A 13,572-nucleotide genomic window follows, 5' to 3' on the forward strand; every position below is an offset into this window, starting at 1 on the left:
TCCTTTCCCCAATACTAATTTGGCGAGAGGATGGTTAGACTAGAGAAAAGAAACGAATGGAGGTTGACTCTTGACGCAATTTAACCTGAATCTAAACGCAGCTAAGCCGGATGACCAAGGGCATTATGAGTTTCAAAATGTTTTTGAATTTCCGGACTTTATTGAGATGCGGCCGCTCCTGCGAGCTGCAGTTCGAACGGTGGCTCAAGAGGCGTTTGACCAACCGGTTTTGCCTGTGAAAGTGGAACGGATGACAACATCTCTTGAAGCCAAAATGGAACGTGAAACCCGAAAGTATGCGCGGCAGCTAGGCATTTACGATAACCAAAAGGGCGAACGAAACGAGTTGGTGCGCTTATTTACCCATGTTTTACAGATTATCAGCCGAACGGATGACATTACTGAAGAACTCGAGGATATTATTTATGCCGTCAATCAAACCCGATTAAGCTTGATTGGCTTGCCGGCGTTAGTTGGAACCGGCGATCTCTATGATGAGGAGGCCGACCAAGAGTTAATCGTCGGGACATATTACCACTATGTGACTGAACAGCTAGTTAAACCGTACTTGAAGGAGCCGACCGGAGCGATGGTTCCAACAAACGTCAACGGGGGAGGTCGCCATCTAGTGGTTAAGATGACAACGTATGCTTACCGCGACTGGGACGCGTATTTGATGCATGAATACGACGAACAGCACGTTGTCAAAAACGAAAAGGGGTTGGGAGATAGTGAGTACTATGATCGCCTAGAAGCCATCGAGTTGAAGTATGCTGATCATTGTTATGCCGAGGTTTTAGCTGATACTTACCAAGATTTCGTCAAGGTATTGGTGCCCAATTTCGTTGCCCAGTTTGAGATCATGTCAACTGACCTGCGACCAATTATTGCTCAGTTCCCAGGAGTCGCAATCCAGTTGAAGGCAATCATTAGTCGCCGATTCTGTCTAGATGAGGCCGGCTATGAGCACGTGATGGACGCGCCACTTGCGGCCATTAAAAAGAAGTACGACTTTTACCGTCAAAACTTCGCTTAGGAGGAAACTTTGAATACTGAATTAAAATTAGGCACTCGCGAATTTGAAAACACATTATTTATATTGGACGTGGTGCCAACCCAAGAAAATATTTCCGAGTTTGCATTACAGGGAAATTTAAATCCTGAATCTATCGATGGCACCGCTTGGGCGCTACCAGGTTATTTATCAGACGATTACAACATCTTTTTAGTTTTTGCGCCCAATGTTTTGGATTACTGGACGATTACCTGTGCCCAAGTGACGATTGAAAATGGGAATGAAATCACCTCAATGAGTCAGGTTGTCCCGACCGGAACCGGTCTCAATGCCATTTCTCAAATTAGCAAAAGTGGGGCAATCGAGTTATTAGCCTACTTTAAGACGCTTGAAGCTAACAAACTTGGTCATTTTGATGATAAAATTTGGCAATCAGCTTAACAATCAAAAACGGGGGAAAACCCACTAGATCTTAAAATTTAACAAAAGGGGCGGCCAATTGAGTTTTTAAGCGGCTGCCCCTTTACTTGATGATCACTCGGCTTTTCGGCGGACGCAATAAGGCCGTGAATAATGCGTTATTTTGGCTGGGCCATAAGCGTGACGGTGCTAAAACTGGTTACCGAGTCAGCGACAGCGGTTGTCACTTCCCATACTTGAAGTCGCCGGCCAATTTTGACTGGGGTTGCAGTCGCAACAATGGTGCCTTCAGCAACTGCGGCTAAATGGTGGATGGCAATATCAACACCGACAGCAGCGTGAGCCTCATCTAGATTGGCATTTGCGCCGAGAGAAGCAGCTGTTTCGGCTAGAATCGCGTTAATGCCACCGTGCACAATTCCGTACGGTTGTTTAATCGAATCGGTCACGGGAAGTGATATAATAACGTTGCTTTTTGTAACAGTTTGAGATGTGATTCCAAGAGTCTCAAGTAAGTTGGACATGGTCAAAACCTCGATTTCGAAAGGATGCATAATTTTATGACAGCAGTAACGTGGGAAACGGTTAAAAACTACAACGAAATTTTTTTTGAACGGGCCGGTAAAATCGCCAAAATTACGATGAATCAACCGGAAAAACTAAACGCTTTTACGCCTGGAATGGTTCAGGAGATGATTGAGGCGTTTACACGCTGTCGTGATGATACCACAATTGGGGTCATTATTTTAACTGGGGCGGGTGATAAAGCCTTTTCATCTGGTGGTGATCAGTCGGTTCGCGGCAATGGTGGCTACGTTGGCTCGGACCATATTGCCCGGTTAAACGTTTTGGACCTCCAGCGCCTTATTCGAATCATTCCTAAGCCCGTTATTGCCATGGTCAAGGGATGGTCTGTTGGTGGTGGTAATATTTTACAATTAGTTTGTGATTTGACTATTGCAGCCGATAACGCTAAATTTGGCCAGACAGGTCCAAAGGTCGGAAGCTTTGATGCCGGCTATGGTTCGGGTTATTTGGCTCGGGTAATTGGCCATAAGCGGGCTAAGGAAGTGTGGTTCTTAAACCACTTTTACAGTGCCGAGGAAGCCTATCAGATGAACTGGATCAATAAGGTGGTTCCGCTTGCTGACGTTGAATCGGAAACGCTTGACTGGTGCCAAGAAATCCTAACTAAGTCACCAACGGCCTTGCGGTTTATCAAGGCTGCAATGAATGCTGACACTGATGGATTAGCCGGCTTGCAACAATTTGGGGGCGATGCCACCATGCTATTTTACACGACTGATGAAGGCAAGGAAGGTCGCGATGCGTTTAATGAAAAACGCGATCCAGACTTTGATCAATTTCCAAAATTTCCGTAAAACGGGGGTCGTAACATGCAAAACTGGGTAGAAAAACAGGCACTGATTGCGCCCGACCACCTGGCCGTGACGGATGGCTCACAGCGGCTAACCTTCAGTCAACTGTTAACTGACACCCAACAGATTAACGGCCAACTGACTCAAGCAGGTTTTGCGCCCCAAAAGGCGGTGGCGCTACTGGCTAACAATTCGTTTGAGGCCTACCGCATTGCAATGGCGCTTTTGGCTTCTGGTCGGCCAATTGTGTGGCTCAATAAACGGTTGCAATCAACGGAACTTCTTCGACAGATTCAAAACAGCCAAAGTGGGGGGGTAATCGTTGAAGATGCGCTTTGGCGTGACGATCTCGCTAACCAGGCAGTCTCGTTCTCAGATCTCCTGAATCTGCCGGCACAGTCGTTAGCCCTTCAATCAGAATTTGACCCGAATGGAACCGCTAGTATTATGTTTACGTCGGGGACGACGGGTCGGCCCAAAGGTGTCGTTCAGACCTTTAATAATCATTTTAGTTCGGCCGTTTCTTCTATGCTAAACCTTGGTATGACGCCAACGGATGAGTGGTTATGTGCTGTTCCAATTTTCCATATCAGTGGCTTTTCAATCCTGATGCGGGGTTTAATTTACGGAATGACCGTTCGCTTGGTGCCCCGGTTTGAGGCGAAAATGGTTCATACTATCTTGGTCAATGAGCCGATAACGACGCTGTCAGTTGTGCCATTTATGCTTAAGAAATTACTGGCGCAACAGGTGACGACTGGAGAGCCCTATAATTCGAAGTTTCGGGTGATGCTTCTGGGCGGTGGACCAATTGATCTGGCGACGCTCAACCAGTCCCAGAAAGCTGGCATTGCGGTTGTCCAATCCTATGGGATGACAGAGACCGCGTCGCAGGTTGTCGCCTTGAGTAACCAGGACGCACCCGCGCACATTGGTTCGGTAGGGAAACCGTTGTTTTTAACGCAGATTCGCTTGACTGATGATCAGGGTGAAATTTTGTTAAAAACCCCGGCACTGTCACCGGCTACGATTGGCCAACGAACCACCACCACCGCCCGCGTCATGACCCCGGATGGATGGTATCAAACTGGCGACATTGGTCATTTTGACGCGGCGGGCTTTTTATATGTTGATGGCCGGGTTGATGACATGATTATTTCGGGTGGTGAAAATATTTTTCCTGATGAAGTTGAAGCTGCCTACCAAGCTTTCGCAGGGCTTCAAGAAATCAGTGTTGTCGGCGAAAAAAGTCCAGACTGGGGGATGGTACCGGTTGCCTTTATTGTAGCGGACTCATCAGTCACAGCAGAAGCCTTAACGATGTACGGTCGCCGCAAATTGGCGCACTATAAAGTACCCAAACGGTTTATCAAGGTGACTGAACTTCCTAAAAATGCCAGTGGTAAGGTTCAGCGCGCTAAGTTGCGAGCACAATTAGCGATAAACCCCTAATATTTACTTGCACGCAAGCTGGGTTTACGTTAGACTGTTTTGAGTAGACCGCAGTGCGGTTTGGTTCGATGATAAAAGAGGAATTTTCAAGGACAGTTCATAGCGACTCCGGGGCGGTGAAAGCCGGAGAACTGACTTGAAAACAGCGCGCTTTTTAGAACGACCAGTTAAATAGCCATATGAGTGGATTAAACAATCAATTAGAGTGGTACCGCGGGGTGTCTCGTCTCTGACAAGCTAGACTTGTTGGGGACTTTTTTTATGCGCGTCGATCGCTATTTGACCGCCGAATGTGCTATTGTGGCTTTAGATAAAAATGGACAAAGATGGGAGTTTTGTGATTATGGATTACAAACAACTTGTAGCAGATGCCTTAGCACCTACTATGGCCGACACACTGTCAGCTGACGATATTTACAAAAAGATTGAACGGCCCAAAGATTCGTCAATGGGCGATTATGCCTTTCCAACATTTACCTTGGCCAAGACGTTTAGAAAAGCGCCGCAACAGATTGCGACCGATTTAGTTGAACAACTCGATCAGAGCAAGTTTGAGAAGGTTCAAGTGGCGGGTCCTTATATCAACTTCTTCTTGGACAAAGCAGCGTTTAGTGCTGATATTTTGGCCCAAGTTTCGGCCCAGGGCGCGGACTTTGGTCAAAATGAAAACGGGAAGGGCGGCAACGTTCCGATCGACATGTCGTCACCGAACATTGCCAAGCCAATTTCGATGGGGCATTTGCGGTCAACCGTGATTGGAAACTCAATTGCTGAAATTCTGAAGAAAAACGGGTACAACCCGATTAAAGATAATCATTTGGGTGACTGGGGCACTCAGTTTGGGAAGTTGATCGTGGCTTATCTCAAATGGGGGAACGAGGACGACGTTAAAAAAGACCCAATCACTAATTTGGTCAAGTACTACGTGAAGTTCCACCAAGAAGATAAGGAACACCCTGAATTAGATGACGAAGCGCGCGAATGGTTTAAAAAGCTCGAAGACGGCGACGCAGAAGCTCACCGCCTCTGGTCATGGTTCCGCGATGAATCATTAAAGGCGTTCAACCAAATCTATGATAAGTTGGGCGTCACCTTTGACACGTATAATGGCGAAGCGTTTTACAATGATAAGATGCAAGCAGTTATCGATGAACTAAAGGAAAAGGGCCTCCTAAAAGAATCCCAGGGTGCCCAGGTCGTGGATCTGAGTAAGTACGACTTGAACCCGGCACTGATTTTAAAGAGTGATGGGGCATCGCTTTACATTACTAGAGACATCGCCACTGCCGTTTACCGGGACAAGACGTACCATCCAGCCATGAACCTGTATGTAGTTGGTTCCGAGCAGATGTATTACTTCCAACAATTAAAGGCCGTTCTGACCGAGATGGGCTTAGCCTCCGCGAAGGACCTACACCATATTCCGTTTGGTCTGATCACGGTTGATGGTAAAAAGCTTTCAACGCGTTCTGGGCGCATCATTTTACTGGACGAAGTGTTAGATGACTCGATTGCAATGGCGAAAAAGCAAATTGCTGAGAAGAACCCCGATTTGCCAAATAAAGATGAAGTAGCCAAACAAGTGGGTGTTGGGGCTATCATCTTCGGTGACTTGAAGAATGAACGAATGAACAGTATCGACTTTAACTTGGCCGATCAGCTGAAGTTTGAAGGGGAAACGGGTCCTTACGTTCAGTATGCCCGGGCTCGGGCCGAAAGCATTTTGCGGAAAGCAGCCGATGTGACGCCTGCTGGCGAAAATGCGACAATCAATGATCCAGAGGCTTGGGAAACGGTCAAAACGTTGGCGGACTTCCCAGCCATTGTTGAAGAAGCCTTGGCGGACTTTGAACCGTCTGACATCGCGAAGTATTCAATTCGGTTAGCAAAGGCCTTTAACAAGTATTACGCGCACTCTAAGATTTTAGCTGACGATGCTGAAAAGCCAGCTCGGTTGGCATTGGTTAAGAGCGTTTCAACGATTTTAAAGGAATCTCTTCGGTTGCTTGGTGTTCAAGCACCAGATGAAATGTAATATGATTAAGCGGTCCGTCACCAGTCTTTTCGCTGGTATGGCGGACCGTTTTTTGTCTTTAAATAAATATTCAATTAAAAGTGGTCATATTCATCTTACTTTGTTATAATAATTCTGATGTTACTTTCATAAGGGGAGGCTGCATTGGGATGAAAAAAAGTTTACGTCAATCGCGAATTGAACAATTAATTAACCAATATCCGATTGGGACTCAGGAAGACCTGATGCGTCATTTGGAGGAAATTGGGATCAAGGCGACGCAGGCGACCATTTCGCGAGATATTCGGGAGATGCAAGTCGTTAAAGCTCAGGATGGGAACGGCAATTTACGTTATACTATTTTTAAGCCGGGAAACAAATCTGAAGAGGAACACTTGCATGAAACGATTAATGAAGTTGTCATTGGGCTAACCCGCGTTCAATTTATGAATGTGATTAAGACGCTGCCAAGCAATGGCAACCTTTTAGCGGCCATTTTAGATGATTTAAACATGCCCGAAGTTGTGGGGACTTTGGCCGGCCATGATACGATTATTGTTGTGAGTCCAAATGAAAAAGTGGCGCAGCAGTTAAACGAAGAAATCGCGCAAAATATGAATCCAGATATTGTCCATTAACCGCTGTACTTGGTTTAAAACCGCCTATTTGTGGGATGCATTAGCATCCTGTGAATGGGCGACTTTTTATTATCTGATCATCGAACTGATGTTTAAGCCTTATTAAAAGTTGGGTGCGAATTCGTGGCAGCTAAAGGACTATGATAAAATGAAAGCTGCAAATCTTTTAAAAGTAGATGAGGGAGTCTATGAGAAACAATCACGGTAACGGTTTTTTTAGTCGCATTCGCGCGTTTTTCGCTACGCGAGCTGAAAATAGTAACCACTGGTTTAAACGTTTTTGGCATCGTTATCAATTAACGCGTTGGCTCATTGTGACGTTTTTAGCCGTTGTTTTCGTTTTAAGTGCTGTCTTAACGTTTCAAGCCAAAACGGCCAATGTCAGGGACTTAAAAGCTCAATTAGAGAAAACAACGTACATTTATGATGCTAGTAACCAAAAGGCGGGGTCGCTTTACGCTCAAAAGGGGACGTATGTGCCCCTATCACGGATCTCGCCAAATATTAGTAAAGCGGTTATTTCAACCGAAGATCGTAATTTTTACCACGAATACGGCTTTTCGTTGAAAGGAATCGCTCGGGCCGGCTTATTATTCATCAAAAACAAGTTACTTCATCGCAACTATATTAGCGGCGGGGGAAGTACCTTAACGCAACAACTGGTTAAAAACGCCTTTTTATCTCAGGAGCAAACATTGACCCGGAAGTTGAAGGAATTATTCCTATCAATCGAGGTAGAAAACGTTTATACCAAAAACGATATTTTATCGATGTACTTGAATAATGCGTATTTTGGGAATGGCGTCTGGGGGGTTCAAGATGCTTCCCAGAAGTATTTTGGTAAGTCAGCTTCACAGTTGACAGTGCCTGAATCAGCCGTGATTGCGGGTATGTTGACTAATCCAAGCGGGTTTAATCCCATTGACCACCCGATTCGGGCTAAGGCCCGGCGTAACGTGGTGTTAGGATTAATGGCCGAAACGGGCGTCATTTCAAAGAATCAGTTGAAGGCGTATCAGCAAACCCCAATTGTTGTTAACGACACGTACCAAACCAAGGATTCCTACAAATACCCGTATTATTTTGACGCGGTGATTAACGAGGCCATCTCAAAGTATGGGTTAACAGAGTCCGAAATTTTAAATCACGGCTATAAAATCTATACGTATCTAGATCAAAATGATCAGTCTCAGATGCAGGCCAACTTCAAGAATCCGTATCTCTTTCCAAGCGATGCGGCGGATGGCACCAAGGTTCAGGCGGCTTCTGTCGCTGTGAACCCCAATAATGGTGGCGTTATGGGTGTTGTTGGTGGTCGGGGACAACATGTTTTTCGCGGTTATAACCGGGCAACTCAAATTACGCGGCAACCGGGTTCAACAATCAAGCCGTTAGCCGTCTACACACCCGCCCTTGAGAACGGCTACTTCTATGATTCAATGTTGCAGGATAAAAAGACGTCGTATGGTTCCAACCACTACACGCCGAAAAACTACAACAATGTGTATCAGGGGAAAATTCCGATGTATCAGGCGTTGGCTCAAAGTGTTAATGCGCCTGCAGTTTGGTTGCTAAATAAAATTGGCATTAACAAGGGATTTGACTCAGTCAAGAAATTCGGTCTTCCGGTGACCAAAAAAGATGATAATCTGGCTTTGGCGCTTGGGGGAATGAACAATGGTGTATCGCCGCAGCAATTGGCCGGGGCTTACACGGCCTTCGCGAATAACGGTGTTCGGACCCAGCCACATTACATCCGTAAAATTGTCGATGCAACCGGTAAGGTCATCGTAGCGAACCCGGATGTGACGACCACCAAGGTGATGTCACCGAAGGTAGCCAAACAGATGACCAGTATGATGATGGATGTCTTTAATTACGGGACTGGCGCAACGGCCAAACCGGCAGGCTACACCATTGCGGGTAAAACAGGGAGCACTGAAGCGGACGCAACGAGCGACGGTGATTCCACCCGCGATAAGTGGATCGTGGGCTATACCCCCGATGTTGTCGTGGCGACTTGGGAAGGATTTGACAGCACCAATCAAAACCACCACTTGGAAAATTTGAGTGGGACGGGAGTTGGGCCGTTGTTTAAGACTCAGATGGAACAAATTTTACCGTACACCAAGCAGACGCCATTTGAGACGAAGGACGCGACAAGTCTAGCAAAGGCTGCCAATTCTAGTTCAAGTGTCTGGGACGACATTCAAAACGGGGCCGCGGATATTGGTAACCAAATTGAACGGGGCGCAAGTAGTGCCGCAAATACTGTTAAACGTTGGTGGGACAACGCGACTTCCGGGATTTTTGGTCATTAAGCTATTGGTTCGCCCCGCTAAAAATGTTACAATATTTAGGATATTTAAAGGAGGTCCATTCATGGCCGATATTATGAACACCGCAGCGCAATTGCGCGAAGATTTAGAACAATCCGACGAATTTGTGGCGCTGAAAACGGCTTACGCTAACATGCAAGCCGATGCCGCCGTTTTCCAGACGTTTAAGGACTTCCAAGGTCTTCAAATTAAGCTTCAAGAAGCTCAGGTGAAGGGACAACAACCTTCTGAAGATGACATGCAGCAAGCTCAGGATCTGGCTCAAAAAGTGAGTCAATCGGATTTGGTACGTCAATTGATGGATAACGAAAAAGCGGTTAACGAGTTGTTAAATAAGATTAACGGCGAAATTACGAAACCCATTCAATCGTTATATCAACTTTAATTTCTAAATGATTGAAAAACGTCGAAGTGAGTTGCTTCGACGTTTTTTTGAGAAGGAGAACCTCGTGAAATTTATTCATTCGGCAGATTTACACTTAGATAGCCCGTTTGAGGGCCTTAAACAGCTGCCAGATGAGGTCTGGCAACGGGTGTATCGGTCACCGTTTTTAGCCTTAACGAAGCTCGTGGACATTGCGATTGAAAACCAAGTCGACTTTGTCTTACTGGCCGGGGATTTATATGATCAGGATACTCAAAGCGTTGCCGCCCAACTATCGTTAAAAGATCAGTTACAGCGGTTACTTGATCATCAGATTGCAGTGTATTTAAGTTATGGTAATCATGATTACCATCCTGCGGAAAGCGCTAGCATTGGGATTCCGGCGGACGTTGTGCAATTTGGCCCAGCGGTGACAACGCAGACCCTGATCACACGTGATCAAAAACGAGTTGCTATTAGCGGCTTTAGTTATGATCAACGCTGGCTAGAAGACGATCAGGTGCCAAAATTTCCTGAGCGGCAAAATGAGGATTACCACATTGGCATGCTTCATGGTAGCGTTAAGCAAGGAAAAGACAGCGATCACTACGCGCCATTTGAACTGAGTGAACTCGTTGCTAAGCATTATGATTATTGGGCGCTTGGCCACATCCATAAGCCTCAGCTGCTGGCTGAAACGCCACCGATTGTTTACGCTGGGACCATTCAGGGACGGCATAAAAATGAGGCGGGGCCTCACGGCTTTGACATGGTGAGCGACGAAACCGGGCGCTTGCAACCCACATTTATACCAGTTAGCCCAATTGACTGGGTCACATTGACAGTTTCGGCTGAGTCAACCGATGACGATGCCAGTTTAATTGACCGGATAATGAGCCAAATGAGTCAGCAGCAAAGTGACCGGTTCCAGTTAAGTTCGCTGATCATTGACAATGTTGAAGTGTTGTCGCCGGACTTGCTACAGCGCTTACTTGATGGAACGTGGCAGGGGCAGCTTGACCATGAACAACAACGGCAAGTGGCGACAGGTAATGCCTGGATTTACGAAGTAACTCCGAAACCAACGGCTCCCAAAATCGAGTATAGTGAACTAGACGAACGATTTTGGCAAGCCGCGAGCCAAAATGTTTTCACCGCAAGTAATCTTCAATTAACCGCTGGAAAACTGATGCAGACCCCGTTTTTAGCCGCCCATTTTGCGGCCTCAGAGGTTCAAGAGCAGATTACCAATCGCGCTGAAAGTTTATTAGTTCAAGAATCAAGACAGGAGGCCGCCGAGCGTGAAGATTAAACGCTTAACGATTTATGGATTTGGCAAGTTTCACGATGTCAGTCTCGATTTGGACCAGCACTTTCAGCTCATTTATGGGCCTAACGAAGCCGGTAAGTCCACGTTAGTTGAATTTATCACCAGCTTGTTATTTGGTTTTTTAACGGCCAAACATCGCTACCAGATGTATAAGCCAAAGGATGGTGCCACGTATGGTGGCGAAATGACTTTTACTCATGCCGGTGACATGTTTTGGTTAAAGCGGGTGAGTGGCAAGGGTGGCGGCGACGTGACGTTTAAAAATGTGACGCAGGATTTGGATCTGACAAAAGCAGATCTAACGGCCCTATTAAGACCCGTCAATCGGGATTTGTTCCGTGAAATTTTTTGCTTCGATGAAACTGATCTGGGTGAGGTTTTCAGTTTGGATCGCTTTGAACTGACGAACCGAATTCAGCGCATCGGAGCTGTGGGTAGCGACAACTGGATTAAGCTGAACAAAAAACTCCATAAGGATGCTGACGATATTTTCAAACCTCGCGGGCGAGTGCAGCCCCTTGCAAAAGCGTTAGCCGAACACGATGATTTGGAGAAGAAAATCATCGCTGCCAAGCAAGACTATCCTCGTTATCAAGAATTGACGGCAAAAAGTCAACAGCTTGAAGCGGCGCTGACGAAAGTAAATGAGGAAGCGGCAACTAAGCTGGCGGCCGTCGCGACGGATACCAGGTTAGAACAGGTTTACGATGGTTATCAAGCCTATCGCGACTATCAAAATAGTGCCGATAAGTCGGCGGTTGTGTTACCACCGGCTGATTGGCAAACATATACAACATTAACGACGACTCAGCAACAATTAACCGACCAGCTAGCACAATCCAAGACGGATTTGGCCGGTCTTAGGGCGCACAATGAGCCCTCTAGTTTGCAACGGTTTTATCTCGATCACCAGCAAACCATCGATGACCTTACCCAGCGATTAGACGATCTCAGTCAGGATTTGGCGGCTAAGCAGGCGATTGATCGCCAGCTTCAAACCGATCAGGCTAGATTGGCAGAATTAACGGACCGGTACGGCCAAGCTGAGGCGTTTAACCGCGACGATGCTGACCAAGTCAAAAATCTGCTCACAGAGACGCAAACTGTGCGCCTACAATTAGAGGAAAATGCACGCCAGTTAGCGGCCATTGACTCGGAACTCTCGACAGCCGATGAGCCAAGTAACGCCCAAGGTGTTTCGTTGAAGTGGTTAGCTGCTGGTATTGTGATTGTTGTGATTGCATTATTTGCACTTGATGGTGCGTTGAAGACGATTGGTGGGCTAATTGGGGTGATTGCAGCAGCTTACGGGATTTTCCGCCCCATGCTGACGAGCCAACGGTCGTCTGGGACAAATGAGGACTACTTAAGAGAGCGGCAAGCTGATTTGACGCACCAAGCAAGTGAACTTTCCGCTTCGTTAGCCACCTTTAATGATCAGGTGGCCACGTTGCAGCAGACGTATCAGTTAGGGGAATTACCGCCAACGGAATGGTTGGCCAGCCAACCAGAGCTTCGACAAAAGGCGCAGCTGGCGACGGCCGTCAAGCTGGCCACTGAAAAATCGAATGCGTTGGCGCAAAAACTGACCCAGGGCGCTCAACAGTGGGACTTTGCGGTTGATCAGCTTGGGTTATCAACAGATTTGTCTGACCGAATCAATCAGGTGAAGCAGTTTGTGACCGCCCGCCACGATGAGTCACAGCGGTTGCGGTTAGCTACGGATGCTATTCAAAAAGCGGATCAGCAGGTAGCAGGATTAACGCAGCAATTAGCGGATAATGGGCGCAAGATAAAGGACTTTTTGGCGGCGAGAAACCTGCCGGATGAAACCAGTTTTGAAAAAGCATATGCCACCGGTCAAAAAATTCAGCAGCAGCGCAATCAGGTGCAGGCAATTGCGGATCAACTGTCAGCGGATGACTTAGCTGCGTTGGAACAATTTTCGGACAAGCTGGCTATCGTGGCTGCCCGAAAAGCGGCCCAAGCGGCTTATGACTCGGCCCATACTCACCAGCAAGCGCTGGTACAAGAAAAAACGGCTGCAGATTACGAAATGGCTCAGATTAAAAAGAGCGGTGATTATCAACAGTTACTGCAGGATCAGGCCGTATTAGAGACTGAGATTGAAGCGATGGCGGATGAGTGGTTGGCTAATGAGATGCTCATTCAATGGATTGATCAGACACTCGTTAATGCCTCCAAGGGCCGTCAGCCGCAGATTTTGGCCAGTGCCACGACCTTTTTTGGAATCTTGACTGACGGGCGGTACACAAAGCTGGCCTTCACGGATGACACCATTGAAGTGACGAGAAGTGACAGTTTAGAGTTTGACGTTGGTGAATTATCTCGGGGGACGGCTGAACAATTGTACGTCGCCTTACGATTTGCATTTACTCAGGTCATGGCAGCCGAGATTCAAATGCCGGTCATCATTGACGATAGCTTTGTTAACTTCGACCGTGACCGCATTCAAAACGCCTTTAAGTTATTACACGACCTTGAAGATACCACTCAAATACTGTACTTTACGGCCGATCGGACGAATACACAATTAGTGGCGGATGATCATTGTTTGACATTAACGCGAGAAGTACAATGAGTTGACAGTAAGAATCGGA

Annotated in this window: 11 protein-coding genes; 10 read left to right on the forward strand and 1 reads right to left on the reverse strand. The window is 46.7% G+C overall.

All coding sequences use genetic code 11. From position 1 onward, the window contains the following. Positions 1-70: 70 nt before the first annotated feature. Positions 71-1,036 carry a hypothetical protein gene (locus tag FC96_RS00550; RefSeq protein ID WP_054660405.1) on the forward strand — a complete coding sequence of 322 codons (966 nt, stop codon included), beginning with the start codon at positions 71-73 and terminating at the stop codon, positions 1,034-1,036. Between the two features lie 9 nt (positions 1,037-1,045). Further along, positions 1,046-1,456 (forward strand): hypothetical protein, encoded by a 411-nt coding sequence (locus FC96_RS00555; protein WP_054660406.1) that lies wholly within the window; start codon positions 1,046-1,048, stop codon positions 1,454-1,456. Between the two features lie 137 nt (positions 1,457-1,593). Here FC96_RS00555 and FC96_RS00560 read toward each other — a convergent pair whose 3' ends face one another. Continuing rightward, positions 1,594-1,959, reverse strand: coding sequence for a PaaI family thioesterase (locus tag FC96_RS00560; protein ID WP_054660408.1), 366 nt, complete (start codon positions 1,957-1,959; stop codon positions 1,594-1,596). Between the two features lie 36 nt (positions 1,960-1,995). On the opposite strand from FC96_RS00560, the gene menB reads away from it, so the two are divergent. The 8 genes from menB (at position 1,996) to FC96_RS00600 (ending at position 13,553) form a co-directional block, all read left to right on the forward strand. Then, a complete protein-coding gene (menB, locus tag FC96_RS00565; protein ID WP_056941619.1) occupies positions 1,996-2,817 on the forward strand; it encodes a 1,4-dihydroxy-2-naphthoyl-CoA synthase in 822 nt (273 codons plus the stop codon). Between the two features lie 15 nt (positions 2,818-2,832). Then, a complete protein-coding gene (locus FC96_RS00570; protein WP_056941620.1) occupies positions 2,833-4,266 on the forward strand; it encodes an o-succinylbenzoate--CoA ligase in 1,434 nt (477 codons plus the stop codon). A 343-nt stretch (positions 4,267-4,609) separates the two neighbouring features. Then, positions 4,610-6,301, forward strand: a complete 1,692-nt coding sequence (gene argS / locus FC96_RS00575; protein WP_056941621.1) for an arginine--tRNA ligase — start codon at positions 4,610-4,612, stop codon at positions 6,299-6,301. Between the two features lie 149 nt (positions 6,302-6,450). Continuing rightward, on the forward strand, positions 6,451-6,918 hold the full coding sequence (gene argR / locus FC96_RS00580) for an arginine repressor (RefSeq protein ID WP_056941622.1): 468 nt from the start codon (positions 6,451-6,453) through the stop codon (positions 6,916-6,918). Positions 6,919-7,106: 188 nt separating this feature from the next. Further along, the gene (locus FC96_RS00585) at positions 7,107-9,239 is read left to right on the forward strand and encodes a transglycosylase domain-containing protein (RefSeq protein ID WP_082593113.1); all 2,133 of its coding nucleotides are present in this window, start codon (positions 7,107-7,109) and stop codon (positions 9,237-9,239) included. Positions 9,240-9,300: 61 nt separating this feature from the next. Further along, entirely contained in the window at positions 9,301-9,642 is a 342-nt protein-coding gene (locus FC96_RS00590) for a YlbF family regulator (RefSeq protein ID WP_054660412.1), read from the forward strand. Positions 9,643-9,706: 64 nt separating this feature from the next. Beyond that, a complete protein-coding gene (locus FC96_RS00595; RefSeq protein ID WP_056941623.1) occupies positions 9,707-10,933 on the forward strand; it encodes a metallophosphoesterase family protein in 1,227 nt (408 codons plus the stop codon). Next, positions 10,923-13,553, forward strand: coding sequence for an ATP-binding protein (locus tag FC96_RS00600; protein WP_056941624.1), 2,631 nt, complete (start codon positions 10,923-10,925; stop codon positions 13,551-13,553). Before FC96_RS00595 ends, FC96_RS00600 begins: the two co-directional genes overlap by 11 nt. The last annotated feature ends 19 nt before the right edge of the window (positions 13,554-13,572 follow it).

Origin of the sequence: Secundilactobacillus kimchicus JCM 15530 (assembly GCF_001433995.1) — a bacterium.
GTDB classification, from domain to species: domain Bacteria; phylum Bacillota; class Bacilli; order Lactobacillales; family Lactobacillaceae; genus Secundilactobacillus; species Secundilactobacillus kimchicus.